General features: G+C 70.5%; 16 protein-coding genes. 11 read left to right on the top strand and 5 right to left on the bottom strand.

Annotated elements, in window-relative coordinates; genetic code table 11:
- The 3 genes from J2851_RS06455 to J2851_RS06445 all read right to left on the bottom strand — a co-directional run.
- On the bottom strand, positions 1-858 hold an 858-nt coding region (locus tag J2851_RS06455), incomplete at its 3' end, for an IS701 family transposase (protein ID WP_209765057.1).
- A complete protein-coding gene (locus J2851_RS06450; protein ID WP_246500451.1) occupies positions 773-1,276 on the bottom strand; it encodes a response regulator in 504 nt (167 codons plus the stop codon). The genes J2851_RS06450 and J2851_RS06455, both read right to left, overlap by 86 nt.
- 228 nt (positions 1,277-1,504) lie before the next feature.
- The gene (locus tag J2851_RS06445; RefSeq protein ID WP_209765084.1) at positions 1,505-2,395 is read right to left on the bottom strand and encodes a LysR family transcriptional regulator; all 891 of its coding nucleotides are present in this window, start codon (positions 2,393-2,395) and stop codon (positions 1,505-1,507) included.
- Positions 2,396-2,644: 249 nt separating this feature from the next.
- On the opposite strand from J2851_RS06445, the gene J2851_RS06440 reads away from it, so the two are divergent.
- From J2851_RS06440 to J2851_RS06430, 3 genes are all read left to right on the top strand, one after another.
- Positions 2,645-3,067, top strand: coding sequence for a hypothetical protein (locus J2851_RS06440; RefSeq protein ID WP_209765056.1), 423 nt, complete (start codon positions 2,645-2,647; stop codon positions 3,065-3,067).
- 88 nt (positions 3,068-3,155) lie between these two features.
- On the top strand, positions 3,156-4,007 hold the full coding sequence (locus tag J2851_RS06435; RefSeq protein ID WP_209765055.1) for a hypothetical protein: 852 nt from the start codon (positions 3,156-3,158) through the stop codon (positions 4,005-4,007).
- Positions 4,008-4,089: 82 nt separating this feature from the next.
- Positions 4,090-4,602 (top strand): hypothetical protein, encoded by a 513-nt coding sequence (locus J2851_RS06430; protein ID WP_246500449.1) that lies wholly within the window; start codon positions 4,090-4,092, stop codon positions 4,600-4,602.
- A gap of 2 nt (positions 4,603-4,604) precedes the next feature.
- On the opposite strand, the gene J2851_RS06425 is transcribed toward J2851_RS06430, so the two are convergent.
- A complete protein-coding gene (locus J2851_RS06425; protein ID WP_209765054.1) occupies positions 4,605-6,650 on the bottom strand; it encodes a M3 family metallopeptidase in 2,046 nt (681 codons plus the stop codon).
- A 203-nt stretch (positions 6,651-6,853) separates the two neighbouring features.
- On the opposite strand from J2851_RS06425, the gene J2851_RS06420 reads away from it, so the two are divergent.
- The 8 genes from J2851_RS06420 (at position 6,854) to J2851_RS06385 (ending at position 15,378) form a co-directional block, all read left to right on the top strand.
- Positions 6,854-7,126, top strand: a complete 273-nt coding sequence (locus J2851_RS06420; RefSeq protein WP_209765053.1) for a type II toxin-antitoxin system ParD family antitoxin — start codon at positions 6,854-6,856, stop codon at positions 7,124-7,126.
- Positions 7,123-7,497, top strand: coding sequence for a type II toxin-antitoxin system RelE/ParE family toxin (locus J2851_RS06415; RefSeq protein ID WP_209765052.1), 375 nt, complete (start codon positions 7,123-7,125; stop codon positions 7,495-7,497). The genes J2851_RS06420 and J2851_RS06415 overlap by 4 nt, the downstream gene beginning before the upstream one ends.
- 340 nt (positions 7,498-7,837) lie before the next feature.
- The gene (locus J2851_RS06410; RefSeq protein WP_246500448.1) at positions 7,838-8,095 is read left to right on the top strand and encodes an acyl carrier protein; all 258 of its coding nucleotides are present in this window, start codon (positions 7,838-7,840) and stop codon (positions 8,093-8,095) included.
- Positions 8,092-9,264, top strand: coding sequence for an acyl-CoA dehydrogenase family protein (locus J2851_RS06405; protein WP_209765046.1), 1,173 nt, complete (start codon positions 8,092-8,094; stop codon positions 9,262-9,264). Before J2851_RS06410 ends, J2851_RS06405 begins: the two co-directional genes overlap by 4 nt.
- Positions 9,265-9,273: 9 nt before the next feature.
- Complete coding sequence (locus J2851_RS06400; protein ID WP_209765044.1) at positions 9,274-10,206, top strand: amino acid--[acyl-carrier-protein] ligase; 933 nt, start codon at positions 9,274-9,276, stop codon at positions 10,204-10,206.
- A gap of 13 nt (positions 10,207-10,219) precedes the next feature.
- Positions 10,220-11,131: a DUF1839 family protein gene (locus J2851_RS06395; protein ID WP_209765043.1), complete on the top strand. Its 912-nt coding sequence runs from the start codon at positions 10,220-10,222 to the stop codon at positions 11,129-11,131.
- 6 nt (positions 11,132-11,137) lie between these two features.
- Positions 11,138-13,579, top strand: a complete 2,442-nt coding sequence (locus tag J2851_RS06390; RefSeq protein ID WP_209765042.1) for a glycoside hydrolase family 2 protein — start codon at positions 11,138-11,140, stop codon at positions 13,577-13,579.
- Entirely contained in the window at positions 13,576-15,378 is a 1,803-nt protein-coding gene (locus J2851_RS06385; protein ID WP_209765041.1) for an alpha/beta fold hydrolase, read from the top strand. The genes J2851_RS06390 and J2851_RS06385 overlap by 4 nt, the downstream gene beginning before the upstream one ends.
- A 291-nt stretch (positions 15,379-15,669) precedes the next feature.
- Here J2851_RS06385 and J2851_RS06380 read toward each other — a convergent pair whose 3' ends face one another.
- The gene (locus tag J2851_RS06380) at positions 15,670-16,404 is read right to left on the bottom strand and encodes a phage tail protein (RefSeq protein WP_209765040.1); all 735 of its coding nucleotides are present in this window, start codon (positions 16,402-16,404) and stop codon (positions 15,670-15,672) included.
- Positions 16,405-16,517: the final 113 nt, after the last annotated feature.

The following is a 16,517-nucleotide window of genomic DNA, read 5'->3' as shown; positions in this document are numbered from 1 at the left end:
GCGGCGCCGGATCAACAATCCCTTGTCCCATCCCTCCGGGGCACCGCGAAACGGCAGATGAGCCCAGTCGTACAGCCGCGGCCCCTTGGAGCCATCACCGGCCGCGAGCCGATGCCAGCCGTCGGCCGGCACCTCCTCGACCCAATCGCGCACCGTGCCGGGGAACAGCCGCTGGCCGCTGGTGACCGCCAGCACGTAGCCGATCCGGCGCCGCACCAGGGCTTGGCGCAGGGCACTGTCGGCCCCGTACACGCTGTCGGCCGCGACCCACGCGCACGGCACCCCGGCATCGAGCGCGCGGTCGAGCATCGCCGCCCCCAGCTTCGGCTTGGTGGCAAAGGCCACCGCCTCGGGCACCCAGGCGAGGCGACGGCGTTCCTCGTCACCGGCCCAGGACTGCGGCAGGTACAAGGCGCGGTCGATCAGCGCGTGGCCGTGGCGGCCAGCGTAGCCGAGGAACACGCCGACCTGGCAGTTCTCGATGCGCCCGGCGGTGCCGGAGTATTGGCGCTGCACGCCGACCGAGCGCATGCCCTTCTTCACGAAGCCGGTCTCGTCGAGCACCAGCACGGCCTGCGGATCGCCCAGGTGCTCGACCACATAGGTGCGCAGGTCGTCGCGCACGGCGTCGGCGTCCCAGCGCATGCGCGCCAGAAAATCCTGCACGCTGTCCGGGCTGGCGTCGCCCGCCGCTTCGGCGAGATGCCAACCATTCTTGCGCTCCAGCGGAGCCAGCAGGCCGGCAATATAGGACCGCGCTCGTCGACGCGCCTCAACCCGGCAGAACCGCGCCCCAAGCCGTCCCATCAGCGCGTCCAGAGCGCCGTCCCAGGCCCTCGCCTCGGCAACCGTCGTCATGCTCGGCATCCTTCCGCAGAACGCCAGACTCAACAGATGCAACGGCCAATGATCCCGGCTGTAGTACTAGGACGATGGGCGGGCTGATCGGCTTGCTGATGTAGTCGGCGGCGCCGAGGTCGAGCCCGAACTTCTCGTCGTCGATCGACGTCCGGGCGGTCAGAAAGATGATCGGAATGTCGCACGTCCGGGGATCGGCCTTCAGCCGCCGGCACACCTCGTACCCGTCCATGACCGGCATCATGACATCCAGCAGGATCAGGTCCGGCGGCGTGTCGGAAAAGGCGATGCGAAGGGCGGCCTGCCCGTTGTTCGCGGCCTTGACCGTGTAGCTGTCCTTCAGGAAGCGGCCGATCAGCGACAGGTTGTCGGCCGTGTCGTCCACGATGAGAACGGTCGCCCTGGTCGGTGCTTCCATGCCTGCCCCTTCCTTTCGCGGCCAACGGACGGAACCGGCGGTCCTTGCCATGACCGCGGCTGCCAAACCCTTTCCCCTGGACATGACCCAAGCCACGCGGCACGTCGGGAACTTAACGCGCGTGCAGGTCTCATCCAAGACAATTTATGGGGGACTTGCGGGTGCGGACGCTTCTTTGAAGGATCTTTCTCCTGCCCTTTGTCTCCGTCCAGGGGTGGAAGGCCGCGATCAGAACTGGCTTTCCGTCACCTTGCGGATCAGGAAGTCGCGGAACACCGCGATGCGCTTCGAATGCCGGAGTTCCTCCGGGTACACGAAGTAGGCGTCCACCTTCGAACCGGAGAGGTCGGGCAGCAAGCGGACGAGCTCGGGGCGCTCCTTCGCCAGGTAATCGGGAAAGGCACCGATGCCGAGGCCGCTCTCCACGGCGCGGACGATGGCGTACAGGTTGTTGACCTGCAGCACCGTCCGGTTCCGGGCGACCGTGCTGTCAACGAGGCTTCTCAGCCAATGGGTGTTGGCGAAGGGTGCCCGCATGTCCTGCGGGAAGGTGATCAGGTCGTGGTTGGCCAGATCGGCGACCGACTGCGGCTCCCCGCGCTTTTGCAGGTAGTCCTGGTGCGCGTAGAGGTGGGACCGGAAAGCCATCAGGTGGCGCTGGATCAGGTCCGGCTGGCGGGGGGCGCTGACGCGGATGGCGACGTCCGCCTCGCGCATGCCGAGGTCCAGCTCCGTGTCGTCGATCAGGAGGGTCAGCTGCACGTCGGGGTAGAGCGACAGGAATTCCCCGATGCGCGGGGTGAGCCAGGTGGAGCCGAAGGCCGACGTCGCGGTCACCTTCAGCGGGCCCTTGGCGATGTCGCGGCTCTCGCCGATCATCGTTTCGGTCATCGTCAGCTTCGCGACGATGTCGCGCACGGTGTGGTTCAGCGCCTCCCCCTGCTCGGTCAGGCTCAGCCCGCGGGCGTGGCGGTGGAACAGGGGAACGCCCAACCCATCCTCCAGCGCGCTGATCTGCCGGCTGACCGCCGACTGGCTGAGGTTCAGGGTTTCACCCGCGTGGGTGAAGCTGCCGGCTTCGGCCACGGCGTGGAAGACCCGCAACTTGTCCCAGTCCATCATCGCCCCTGTCCCCCCTTTGTCCGCCTGGCGATCCGCTTGGCAACCCATTTGGCAGCCCGCCTCCCACGCCGTATAGCCCGATCCGCGTCGTCATGTCGCATGGTTTTGTGCGCGGCAGGATGCGGCGCCTGCGCACGGCGCGTTTTCAGCGGCCAGCTTGCACAATAATCGAATGTTCGGCCGGAAGCTCGACTCCGGCGGGAATATTGGTTAGGTTTCACCAGTCGCTTTCACGAAGGTGCATCCATGTCCGACACCACCATCGATCCGGCCAGCCAGACCCTCACCAGCAGCGCGGTGGTGAAGAACGAGCAGGGCAAGGCCAACTCCCTGCTGAACACCATCGCGGAGAAGCTCGACCAGCTGGTCACCCTCACCGTGGTGACGGCGGTCTGCGACGTGGAGACCGTGCAGGAGGACCCGGAAAGCCCCACCTTCGTCTGCCGTCCGAAGGCGGGCACGGCGATCGACGCCTTCCAGACGCAGGTCAACCTTGTCACCGGCGACATCGAGAACCTGATCAGCCGCGACTTCGCGACCAACCCGGCCTACAAGGGCCTGTCGGACTTCCACCTCGCCCAGGTGACCAAGAGCAACGAGATCGTGAGCACGAACCTGAAGGCCATCCACGACTTCGCGGTTCAGCTCTCCGGCCGCTCCACCAACTGACTCGGGCGGCCGCGGCCATTCCAGCTCACTGCCCGGCCGCGGCCAGCCGGTCCCGCCCTGATCGATCCTGCCCCGACCGAAGGTGCCGATGTCCCAGTTCGTCGACCTCGCGCGCAGCCTGTTGACGCTTGAAATCAACACGGTCCTGAAATCCGGGATGTCGGCGGAAAAAATGCCCCTGGCCGGGGACGCGCTGATCGACATCGCCCAGGATTACTTCGTGTTCCTGTGCGAGCAGAGCAACGTCTTCGGCAACCGCCGGACCGGTCTCCTCGCGGACTGGGCCGTTCCGCTGTCGGAAGGCTTCGATTGGGGCCGGGCGCCCTTCGCGCCACCGGCGGGCGCGAAGGACGGGGCGCGCTACCTTGCGGATTTCCTGCTCCACGATCTGCCGGGCAACGACCCGGCACGCGGCACCACCGTGCAGGTGTTCGACAACCTGCGGGAGGTGGCAAGCTGGCTGCGGCAGATGCAGGCGGTCGTGCTGGACGCGGCGCAGGAGCCCGACGCCGGGCCGGAGGTCGTCCAGGCGGCGTCCCGGATCGACCGGGACTCCCCGCCGATCCTGTCGCGCATCCAGCGCAACTCCGACCAGGTCATGGACATCCTGAAGCGGCGCGGGCTCACGGCCTTGGCGCTCCAGCGCGGCATGGACGAGGACAGTCGCCGGATGGCGGACCTGAAAACCGCCGACATCGTGATCGTCCGCAAGGCCTGGGACATGGGGACGGAGACCGTCGTCATGCAGTCGACCATCCAGATCGACGGCGACGTGGTCACGCGCGTGCTGAAGGGGCGGGACACGGCGACCAACGGCGTGATCATCGGCGTGCACCGCGACGCGGTCGACACCTCCTTCCGCTACTGGAGCTTCATGGTCGACGCGCTCGGCCGCTTCGCCGGCAAGGCCGTGAACGCGCTGGTGGGAGACACGGGGTAGCCCGCTCCGGCACGCCCTGACCCGCAAGCTTCCCCACGCCTGGCGCTGGCGCCGGGGGGCGCTGGCGGAGGCGGCGGGGCGGTTGCGTTCCGGATCGGGGCTGCTGCCCAAGCGTGGGCGCGGCATCGCCATCCTGATCCACTTCTTCTTGCAGGGTGGGCGCCAGATGGTTGTGCGCGTGCCGCTGCGTGACCCGCAGCCGGATGGACTGCGCACGGTATCCGTGCTGGTCACGCTTCAGCCGGACGGCGACGTGCTGGTGGCGCTGCCGCGCGAGGCCGTGGAGAGCGGCCGTTTCGACGCCCGGTCGGCCGCGCGCCTTGCGCTGAGGCTTCGCCGGCTGCTGGAGCGCACGACCACCGCCAACCCGCTCTGGGGCGTGGACGCCACCCAGGCGCTCGGCGAGGTCGCCGGGGTCGCGACGGGTGTCGCGAGCGGCGTGCTGCTGCTGCGGAACGGCTTTGCGGAGATGACGGGCGGCGTCATGGCGCACGCCGGCGCGACGGCGGTCCTGCTCGTCGCGCCGGTCATCCTTGCCAAGCTGCGCCCCTGGCTGATCGGGGCGCTGGTGCCCTGGGTCCTGCGGCGCCTGTAAGGTTACGCCTCGACCAGCCCGCGGTGCTTGAGCAACGCCTCGATCTGCGGCTCGCGGCCGCGGAAGGCGGTGTACAGCTCCATCGGGTCCCGCGTGTCGCCGGCCGAGTAGATGGTCTTCAGCCGGGCCGCGAGGCCCGGGTCGAACAGGTCGCCCGCCTCGGCGAAGGCTTCATAGCCGTCGGCGTCCAGCACCTCCGCCCACAGATAGGCGTAGTAGCCGGCGGCGTAGCCGCTGCCCGCGAACAGGTGCTGGAAATGCGTCGGGCGGTGGCGCACGGCGATTTCCGCCGGCATGCCGATCTTCTCCAGCACCGCGCGCTCGAAGGCGGCGACGTCCAGGTCGTCCACCGCGGTCCGGGTGTGGAACTCCAGATCGAGCAGAGCCGCCGCGGTGTACTCCACCGTGCCGAAGCCCTGGTTGAAGTTGCGGGCGGCGAGCAGGCGGCGCAGCAGATCCTCCGGGATCGGCTCGCCCGTGCGGAAATGCCGGGCGTAGGTGCGCAGCGTTTCCGGCGCGCTCATCCAATGCTCGTAGACCTGGGACGGGAACTCCACGAAGTCGCGGCGGACGGCGGTGCCGGACTGCGAGGGGTAGCGCACGCGGCTCAGCAGTCCGTGCAGGCCGTGGCCGAACTCGTGGAACAGCGTCTCCGCGTCGTCGAAACTCAGCAGCGTCGGCTCGCCCTTCGCGAAGTTGTTGTTGTTGACGATGATCGGCGCGATCTCGTCATCGAAGCTCTCCTGGACGCGGTAGCTGCTCATCCAGGCGCCCGACCGCTTGGAGGCGCGGGCGAAATTGTCGTGCAGGAACAGGCCGACATGGCGGCCGTCGGCGTCGCTCACCTCATAGACGCGGACGTCCGGGTGGTAGACGGGCAGGTCCGGCCGTTCCTTGAAGGTGATCCCGAACAGGCGCCCTGCGGTGTCGAAGGCCGCGCGCACCATGTTGTCCAGGACGAAGTACGGCTTCACCTCCGCCTCGTCGAGGTCGTACTTGGCCTGCCGCACCTTTTCCGCGTAATAGCGCCAGTCCCAGGGGGCGATGGGCTCGTTCATGCCCTCGGCGCGGGCGCTTTCCTGCAGCTCCGCACGCTCCGCCGCCGCCTTGCGCTTGGCCGGCTCCCAGACCTGCAGCAGCAGGCGTTCGACCGCGGTGGTGTCCTTCGCCATGCTGTCGTCCAGCTTGTAGTCGGCGTAGGTGGCGTAGCCCAGCAGCTTGGCCTGCTCGGCGCGCAACGCGACGATCTCGCGGATCAGCGGGCGGTTGTCGTGCGGCCCCTCATGCTCGCCGCGCCGGATCCACGCCTCGTAGGCGACCTGCCGCAGGTCGCGGCGGGCCGAGAAGGTCAGGAACGGCTCCACCGAGGAGCGGGCGAGCGTGATGACGTATTTGCCTTCCAGCCCCCGCTCCGCCGCCGCCTGGGCCGCCGCGTTGCGCGCGAATTCCGGAAGCCCGGCGAGGTCGCTCTCCTCCAGCACCAGCTGCCAGTCCTTCTCGTCGTGCAGCACGTTCTGGCCGAACAGGGTGTGCAGCGTCGCCTGCCGCTCGCTGATCGCGGTCATGCGCGCCTTCTGCTCCGGCGGCAGCAACGCGCCGCTGCGCACAAAGCCCAGGTGCCGGCGCTCCAGCAGGCGCAGCTGGTCGGGCGCCAGCCCCAGCGTGTCGCGGCGGTCGTACAGGTCCTTCACCCGCGCGAACAGGCCGGGGTCCAGCGCGATGCGCATGGAGTGCTGGGCGAATTTCGGCGCGTAGTCGCGCGCGATCGCCTCCAGCGCGTCGCTGGTGTTGCTGGAGGTCAGGTTGAAGAAGACGTTGGCGACCCGGTCCAGGAAGCGCCCGCTGCGCTCCATCGCCTCGATCGTGTTGGCAAAGGTCGCGGGCTCCGCGTTGGCGGTGATCGCCTCCATCTCGGCGATGTTCTCGGCCATGCCATGGTCGAAGGCGGGCGGGAAATGCTCGGGGCGGATGCGATCGAAGGGGGGAAGGCCGAAGGGCGTGGTCCAGGTCTCGAAGAAGGGGTTCTGCTGGGTCGGCGTGTCGGTCATTGGGGCCTCGTGGTGATCGCATCCCGTTTTGCGGGCCATTCCCAGGCGATGTGGGGACGGTGTCGGGGCAGGCAAGCCCTCTCTCGCCATCCCTCTAGCCTCAACGGCGGCGTGGCGCCAGAGGGTGTGTCGCCGCGGCCCGGCCGTGTTGACAAACGGTGCAGGGGAATTCACGTTTGTCTCCGCAAGAGTGGAGACGCGGCATGCCGACCCTGAACGTCGATCTGACGCCGGCCCTGGCGAAATTCGTGCAGGAGAAGGTCGATTCCGGCGAGTATCGGAACGCCAGCGACTTGGTGCGCGACGCGCTTCGCCTGCTGAGCCGCGACGATCGCCTGGAGGCGGAAAAGCTCGATCGTCTTCGGCAGGAGATCGCGCTGGGGATCGACGATGCCGACCAGGGCCATTTTGCCACGCGATCCCTGGATGAGATTGCGGACTCGGTGCTGCGCGACCACGGCGTCGGGCGGTCGTGAGCGGCGCGCGTCCCGCCTTCCGTCTCACACGTCGGGCGGAACGGGACTTCGCGGATATCCTCACTGAAACGGTGCAGCGCTTCGGGCGCATCCAATTCGAGGCCTATCGCGCCCTTCTGACCACGGCGATCGAAGCGGTCGCCGCCATGCCTCAGCGGCCGGGAAGCCGCCCTCGCGACGAGCTTGCCCGGAATGTGCGCACGTTTCACGCGGCGCTGGTTGGCAAGCGTATGAGCGCCGCTCGTCATGTGATCGTCTACCGCGTCGGAGCCGACGGCGTGGTCGAAATCCTGCGCCTTCTTCACGATTCAATGGATGTGCGGCGGCATGCCGTCATTCCCATGGAGAGCGACGACGCAACGCCTTCGTGACCGGCGAACCACGGCGTTGATCCTGCGGGCATTCGGATTGCCCCTAAGGACTAGAAAATGATGCCCCAAAAGAAAGGTCGCGGCAGCCGCAAGTGTTAAGCTCGCCGTGGGTCGCCCAACCCGAAAAAGACCGGCCGCATACGGAAAACCAAAGTAACTTAAAGAACATTCTATGACGGTCTGCGTTGTCCGCAGCACGTTGTCCGCTGCGCAAGGACAAGGCCGGGGAATCGCCCGGGCAAGCGGTAGGGAAGGGGACTGGGACATGCGCCAAACGGATTGGCAATCTGTGGCTGGGGGGGCATCGCAGGGGGAGGCCGGCGGGCAAGAGGCGTCGCCGATGGTGTCTTCCGACGACATCCGCGACCTGCTGCGCGACAGCGGCTGGCTGACGGTGGACGCGTCGGAGCTGTCGGAGAACGACGACCTCTACGCCGCCGGGCTGACCTCCCACGGCTCGGTCAACCTGATGCTGGCGCTGGAGGAGCGGTTCGACATCGAGTTTCCGGAACAGCTGCTGCGCCGCCGCACCTTTGAAAGCATCGGCGCCATCCGCAACGCGGTCGCCGGCCTGCTCGGCGGGACGGCCGCCGCATGAGCGGGCCCTTCGCGCGGGCGGCCTCCGCAGCAGCCGAGGTGGCGGGACGCCATGCGGACTCCGTCGACCGCGACGCGCGCTTCCCGGCGGAAGCCTTCGCCGCCTTGAAGGATGGGCGGCTGCTGGGCGCCATGGTGCCGCGCGACTTCGGCGGGGAAGGCGCCAGCCTGACGGACATGGCGGCGGTCGCCCACGCGCTGGCCCAGCAATGCCCGTCGTCGGGGCTGATCTTCGCCATGCACCAGATCCAGGTCGCCTGTCTGGTCCGCCACGGCCAGGGCAGCGCCTGGCATCGCGACCTGATGGCCCGCTTGGCGGCGGAGCAGCTCCTCCTGGCGTCGGCGACGACGGAGGCGGGGATCGGCGGCGACGTGCGGTCCAGCGCCTGCTCGGTGGAGGGGGACGGAGATGGGGACGGCGACGGCTTCCGGCTGGAGAAGCAGGCCACCGTCATCTCCTACGGGGCGGAGGCCGACGCGATCCTGGTGACGGCGCGCCGCAAACCGGACTCGCCGGCGTCGGACCAGGTCATCGTGCCCGTTCTGAAGGACCAGCTCCGGCTGGAGGAGATCGGGAACTGGGACACGCTGGGCATGCGGGGCACGCGCAGCATCGGCTACCACCTGCGGGCCGAGGGCGTCCGGGCGCAGATCATGCCGCTGCCTTACGCCGACATCTCGGCGCAGACCATGCTGCCGGTGACGCACATCCTGTGGAGCAGCGCGTGGCTCGGCATCGCCAGCGACGCGGTCGCGCGGGCCGGCGCCTTCGTGCGGGCGGAGGCGCGCAAGCGGCCCGGCACCCAGCCGCCCGGCGCGCGGCGGCTGGCCGAGGTCACCGCCCGGCTGCAGACCATGCGCGGCATGGTGCGGGGCGCCATCGCCCAGTTCGAGGAGGCGTCGGACAGCCCCGACCGCCTGACCTCCATGGGCTTCGCGGTCGCCATGAACACGCTGAAGATGTCGGCCGCGGAGATGGTGGTGCGCATCGTGGAGCAGTCGATGCTGGTGGCCGGCCTGTCCGCCTACCGCAACGACAGCCCCTACAGCCTGGGCCGCCACCTGCGCGACGCCCATTCGGCGCCATTGATGATCAGCAACGACCGCGTCCTGGGCAACACGGCGAACCTGCTGCTGGCGCACAAGGACAACGGCTCTCTCTTCGGGTGAAGGATGGACATGCAGGCAAGTCACACGGCGACCGACGACGCGCAGGCCGGCTTCCGCAACGCGCTGGTCGCAGCGGGGCTGCTCATCCCCACGGGGGTGGACGGTCTGTATGGCCGCAGCGGCGTCTTCGAGGAGGTGGTGGAGCGCTTCAACGATCTGATCACCAGCTGGGGCCGTGACGACGGGGCGGAGGTCATGCGTTTCCCGCCGGCGCTCGCCCGCCACCATTTCGAGCGCAGCGAGTATTTGAAGAGCTTCCCGCAGCTCGCCGGCACGGTGCACAGCTTCAAGGGGGACGAGCGCGCCCACCAGACGCTCCTGCGCCGGCTGGAGGAGGGGGAGGAGTGGACCGACGGCCAGATGGCCACCAACGTCGTCATGACCCCGGCCGCCTGCTATCCGATCTATCCCACGGTTGCCGAGCGCGGCCCTCTGGGGGACGACGGCGCGCTGGTCGATGTCTATTCCTATTGCTTCCGCCACGAGCCGTCGCTCGACCCCGCGCGGATGCAGCTGTTCCGGATGCGCGAGTATGTCCGGGTCGGCACGCCGGACCAGGTGATGGACTTCCGCCAGAGCTGGCTGGAGCGTGGGCGGGCGCTGATGGAATCGTTGGGCGTGCCGCTCGCCGTCGACGTGGCGAACGACCCCTTCTTCGGGCGGGCCGGGCGGATGCTGGCGGCCAACCAGCGCGACCAGGGGCTGAAGTTCGAGCTGTTGATCCCCATCACGTCGGAGGAGAAGCCGACCGCCTGCCTCAGCTTCAACTACCACCAGGACCATTTCGGCCTGCTGTGGGACATCCGGACGCCGGACGGCGCCGTCGCCCACACCGCCTGCGTCGGCTTCGGCATGGAGCGCGTGGCGCTCGCCCTGTTCCGCCACCACGGCTTCGACGTGCGGGCCTGGCCGGGCTCCGTGCGCGCGGCGCTTTGGGGGTGACGGGGTGGGGGACATGACCGCGACGCCGCACCCGCTGCACGCGCCGGACCGTGCCTGGGTGGAGACCAACTGCTACAGCGACCTGTGGATCGAGCTTCTGCACGCCCTGGGGCTGGAGCCGCTGGCGTCGCTGGCCTTCACCGTGGCGCAGGACTTCGAAGGCGACCAGTTCACCTTCTTCAAGGTCCCGCCGGAGGATCTGCGCCTGCTCTACGGGCTGGAGGTGCAGGAGCTGGCCATCTACGACACGGTGGAGGCGCACGCCGCCGTGCAGCTCCAGCGCGGCCGGCCGGTGCTGGTGGAGGTGGACGGCTTCCACCTGCCGGACACGCGCGGCACCTCCTACCGCACGCAGCACGTCAAGACGACCATCGCCATCCTGGGGCTGGAGCCGGAGGCCAAGCGCCTCGATTACATCCACAACGCCGGCCGCTACGCGCTGGAGGGGGAGGACTACGACGGCGTTTTCGCCGCGCACACGCTGTTCCCCTACGTGGAGTTCGTGAAGCGCGGTGAGGCGGCCTTGGAAGGCCGGGCGCTGGTGGACGCGTCCATCGAGCGGCTGCGCCACCACCTCGGCCGCCGTCCGCGCGAAAACCCCATCGCCGCCTACCGCGCGGCCCTGCCGGAGCATCTGGAGCGGCTGGCGGCGCGGCCGATGGACTATTTCCACCTCTACGCCTTCAACACGCTGCGGCAGTTCGGCGCGAATTTCGAGCTGCTGGGCAGCTTTGGGCGTTGGATCGACGCCCCGGCCGAGGTGGCGGAGGCGTGCGACGCGCTGGCTTCCTCGGCCAAGGCGTTGCAATTCCAGCTGGCGCGCGCGGTGCACCGGGGCCGCTTCGGGGACTATTCGGCGACGCTGGAGGGCATGGAGCGCGCCTACGACACCGCGCTGGACACGCTGGTCCGGCGCTTCGGATAACCCAGGATGGCCAGGGTCGTTTCCGTCAGCGGCCGCGCCGCGACCTCCCTGAGTGATGGGTGGGAAATGCGCGTGGGGGAGGACGGCGAGTGGATCCAGGCCGTCGTTCCCGGGACGGCCGCGCAAGCGCTGCGGGACGCCGGGCTGCTGTCGCTCGACCGCCCGCCGCCCCTGCACGACCGAGACGTCGTCTACCGCCGGCGCTTGGCCGGCGAGGGCGCGCGGCGGCTGCGCTTCCACGGCCTTGCCACCATCGCCGAGGTCTCCCTGGATGGGGAGCGCATCCTCGCCTCCGACAGCATGTTCGAGGCCCAGGAGGTGCCGGTCACCCTGCGCGGGGAGCATGACCTGACCATCCTCTTTCGCGCGCTGAACCCGGTGCTGAAGGCGCAGCGTGGCCGTGGGCGCTGGCCGGTGCGGCTGGCCGGGCCGGCGGGCTTGCGGGCGGTGCGGACCACGCTGTTCGGCCACATGCCCGGCTGGTGCCCGCCGATCCCCGCGGTCGGGCCGTGGCGCCCGGTTGAGTTGATCGAGGAGAGCGGACCGCTGCGGGTGCTGGCCGCCGATCTGCGGTCCACCCTGGACGGCGCCGACGGGCGGCTGCGGCTGGAGCTGTCGGTCGCTTGGGATCGTGGCGGCCAGCCGCCGGCCGAGCTGGAGGTGGGCGAGGTCCGCGCGCCGCTCGGCTGGACGGGGCCGGACCGGCTGGCCGGTGAGGTCCGCATCCCGGACGTGGAGCCCTGGTGGCCGCACACCCACGGCAGCCCGACGCTCTACCCGGTGGGGGTGACGATCGGCGACCAGCGCGTCGACCTCGGCCGCACCGGCTTCCGGACCATTGAGCGGGCGGAGGGTGACGGCTTCGCCCTGCGCATCAACGGGGAGCCGGTCTTCTGCCGCGGCGCCTGCTGGAGCAGCGCGGACGTCGTCGGCCTGCCGGGCTCGCGAGAGGCCTACGCGCCCTGGCTGCACCTTGCGCGGGAGGCCGGCATGAACATGCTGCGCCTGCCCGGAATCACGACTTATGAGGGCGATGCCTTCTTCGAGCTGTGCGATGAGCTGGGCATCCTGGTCTGGCAGGACTTCATGTTCGCCAACTTCGACTACCCGGCGGACGAGGCCTTCCTGGGCAAGGTCCGGCGGGAGGCGGCGCAGCTGCTCGACCGCACCCAGGCCTCGCCCAGCCTCGCCGTGCTGTGCGGCGGCAGCGAGGCGGAGCAGCAGGCGGCCATGCTCGGCCTTCCTCGCACGGCCTGGAGCCAGCCGGTCTTCGAGACCGCCCTGCGGGGAGAGGCGGCGCGCTGGCGGCCCGACCTGCCCTATGTCAGCAACTCCCCCACCGGCGGGCCGCTGCCCTTCGCGGCCAGTGCCGGGGTCACTCATTATTATGGCGTGGGCGCCTACCGCCGGCCGCTGGAGGACGCGCGCCGGGCCGAGGTGCGCTTCGCCACGGAGTGCCTGGCCTTCGCCAACGTGCCGGAGCCCGGCGCCCTGCCGGGCGTTCCCCCCGTCCACGACCCGCGCTGGAAGGCGCGGGTGCCGCGCGACCCCGGCGCGCCGTGGGATTTCGAGGACGTGCGGGACCATTACCTGCGGACCCTGTTCGGTGCGGACCCGCCGGCCCTGCGCTACGAGGACCCGGACCGCTACCTGCGGCTGTCGCGGGCGGTGACCGGGGCGGTGATGGAGGCGGTTTTCGCGGAATGGCGGCGCGCCGGCTCATCTTGCGGGGGCGGGCTGGTCTGGATGTTCCAGGACCTGTGGCCGGGCGCCGGCTGGGGCGTGGTGGACAGCACCGGCACGCCCAAGGCGGCGTGGCACGCGCTGCGCCGGGCCTTCCGGCCGGTGCAGGTCCTGCTGACCGACGAGGGGGTCAATGGGCTGGCGGTCCACCTTCTCAACGAGACCGCGCGGCCGGTGGAGGCCGTGCTGCGGCTGACCGCGCTGCGCGGGGGGGAGACCCCGGTGGTCCGGGCGGAGCGGCCGGTGACCCTGGCCCCGCGCAGCGCCAATGCCATCCCGGCGGCGGAGCTGCTGGACCGCTTCTTCGACCTGACCTACGCCTACCGCTTCGGCCCGCCGGCCCACGACGCCACGGTGGCGGCCCTGGTCGAAGCCGGGGTCGAGGCCGGGAGCGGCCGGTTGCTGGCCGAGGCCTTCCACGTCCCGCCCTCCGCCAACCCGCTGGAGCGGCACGATCTCGGCCTGTCCGCCGCGGCGGTCCGGGTGGGGGAGGGGTGGGAGCTGCGGCTGCGGGCGCGGCGGCTGGCCTGCTGGGTCCATGTGGAGGACGACGGCTTCCGCGCGGCGGAGGACTGGTTCCATCTGCCTCCGGGGGAGGAGCGGTGCGTCCGGCTGATCCCGAAAGTCCGCGGGGCCGGCGTGCCCGATGGCGAGGTTTGCGCGTTGAATGGGGGGATGCCGGTGCGGTTCCGGGGGGATGCATGACGCCGTTGGTCTTTGAGGGCTGCTTTGGATGGCTACACTCGGCTGCCGGTCGGCGCGGGGTGGTGCTCTGCGGCCCCTATGGGAACGAGGCGCTGACCACGCACCGGGCCTGGCGCGGCTTTGCGGAGCGGCTGGCCGCCGCCGGGCTGCCGACCCTGCGCTTCGACTACCCCGGCGCCGGCAACTCCGCGGGCGGGGAGGAGGACCCCGGCCGGCTGGCGGCCTGGATCGCCGGCATCCACGCCGCCGTGGCCCAGCTGCGCGCCACCACTGATGTGGAGGAGGTGGCGCTGGTCGGCCTGCGGCTGGGCGCCCTGCTCGCCGCGGCGGCGGCGCGGGAGGTCCCCGGCGGCGTCGCGGCGCTGGCCCTGCTGGCCCCGGCCCCCTCCGGCCGCGCCTTCGTGCAGGAGCTGCGCGCGCTGGCCCTGCTGGCCGACGGGCCGGAGGGGGCGCCCCCCGCCGTCACGGCCGAGGGCATCGACAGCGGCGGCTTCCGCCTGACCCCGGAGACCGCCGACGCCCTGCGCACCCTGGACTTCGCCACACTGGCCGCCGCCCCGGCCCCGCGCGTCCTGCTGGCCGACCGGCCGGACTCCCGCGCCGCCGCCCGGCTGGCGGAGCGGCTGCGCGCGCTGGGCGCGGCGGTCGAGGAGGAGCCCTTCCCCGACTTCGCCACGCTGATGAGCAGCGTCCAGCGCGCCACGGCCCCGTCCGCCACCTTCGAGCGGGTGGCCGGCTGGCTGGCGGAGGGCGCCGCCCCGCCCGGCCCCCGCCCGGCCGCCTTGCCGGCGGCGGCGGAGCCGCGGCTGGAGACGCCGGGCGCCGTGGAGCGGCCCCTGCGCTTCGGCCCCGCGGGCGGCCTGTTCGGCGTGCTGTGCGAGCCGGCCGCGGTGGGCGGGCCGGCGGCCGAGCCGCGGGACCGGCCGGCCGTTCTGCTGCTGAACAGCGGGGCCACCCACCATGTGGGGTCCGGCCGCATGTCGGTCACGCTCGCCCGCCGGCTGGCCGCGCGGGGCGTGGCGTCGCTGCGGGTCGACCTGGGCGGGCTCGGCGACAGCGCCTCCAAGCCCGGCCGGCGGGACGGGCTGATCTACTGCCGCGATTCGGTGGAGGACGCGCGGGCGGCGCTGGACGCGCTGGAGGCCCGGGGGCACCGCAGCGCCGTGGTGGTCGGGCTGTGCGCCGGGGCGGCGGTGGCCCTGCACACGGCGCTGGCCGACCCGCGGGTGGTCGGGCAGGCCCTGGTCAACCCCGGCCGATTCGTCCTGGGCGAGGGCGCCACGTCGGAGCAGGTGATCGGCAGCGCCGTCGCCCCGGCCGCCGCCTACCTGCCCCGGCTGGCCGAGAGCGCCACATGGCGGGCCATCCTGGGCCGCGACCGCAAGGCCGCCCGGATCGCCCGCGGCCTGTCGGAGCGCGCCGCCCGCCGCCTGCGGATCAAGGCGGGCCGGCTGCGCGCCAGCCTGACGGGGCGCGGCTACGACCCCGACGATGTGGCCCACTGGTTCCAGTATCTGGGCCTGCGCGGGGTCCGCACCCTGCTGGTCCACAGCGAGGGCGACGTCACGCTGGGCGAGCTGGAGGCCCATGTCGGGGCGGACGGCGGCCCCTTGCGCACCATGCCGAACCTGCGCATGGCCCGCATCCCCGGCGCCGACCACAGCCTGCTGCTGCGCCCCGCGCGGGAGCGGTTCGCCGTCCTGCTGGAGGAGCATCTGGACGGCATCGCCGCCGCCGGCCCCGCCCCGGTGCCGGGCGACTCGGGAGCCGGGCTGCCGGCTTGGCTCTGGGGGACCTGACGGCCCCGATTCGGGGGCCGGATGAAACGCCGTGCGACGCTATGAAACATCGAACAGCGTGATGTTTCATCCGGCGTCCCCGGCTTTGGGCGCGAATCGCCCCTTGGCGGAGAGCATCCTGCATGGCCCGGCGGACGGGCGCCAGGGGGCGAATCGACGCAAGGGCGGGGTAAACATGGAAACGGGGTTGCGGTGCCCTGGACGGACAACCGCAACCCCGGAAAAGAAAACGCCGCGCAGGGACACGGGAGCGCGGCGTTTTCCTGCTGCGACCTGAGCCCGGTCAGGGGATCAGGCGCGCTGCGGGTAGATACCTTCGATGGCAATGATGAAATTCGTGTAAAGAGACGGCTGCGTCACGTTGACGCTGGCCTGGCCGGTGACGGTGAACGCGGTCGGGGTGCCGGGGCCATAGGGGGCGACCGCGACGGTGCCGCCGTTGACGGCGTTGACGGTGCCGGACAGGGCCGGGGTGCTCGGCGTGCCGGCCAGGGTGGAGGAGACGCCGGTCAGCGGGACGAGGTTGGTCGTCTGCGTCGGGCCGTAGATCTTGGCGGCGACACTGGCCGTGTTGGACAGCATGGACGCGCCCGGCGCAGGCGACGAGGCGATGCTGGTGGAGGATGTCGTCGCGTTCACCGTCGTGCTGACCGTCTGATTGCCCGTGGTCGCCGCGATGGTGAAGTTCACCGGGCCGGTGGTCGGGGTGAAGGTCGCGGTGTGCGAGTGCTGCGGCAGGTTGGCCGGCTGGATGAGGCCGCTCGAGGCGATGGTCACGGGGACCGCGCTGCTGCCGAAGCCCTGGCCGTTCACGCTGCTGGTGCTGGGGGCGCCGACCGGAACCCGGTTGCGCAGGTCGGGCAGGCCGAAGGTGGTGGAGCCGTTGCCGCCGTAGACCGTGCCGATCAGCGAATACAGCGCGGCGTAGTTCTGGATGCTCAGCAGCGAGCCGTCGCACACGTGCCAGCCGACCGGAACCCAGCGCAGCGGCCAGAGAATGATGGTGCCAAGCATTACGTCGCCCATTAGAGCACTCCCTTTGTTGGTATGAAAATGGTGGCGTTTGTCAATCTCGCTGCCCGCCTTAGAGGATATAGCGGGGGTGGATGCAACCCTACACCGGTGTGCTCAGATTGAAA

Origin of the sequence: Azospirillum rugosum (genome assembly GCF_017876155.1) — a bacterium.
Taxonomy (GTDB): domain Bacteria; phylum Pseudomonadota; class Alphaproteobacteria; order Azospirillales; family Azospirillaceae; genus Azospirillum; species Azospirillum rugosum.
Note: the sequence above shows the minus strand (reverse complement) of the source record. Positions and strands in the feature narration are given on the sequence as shown.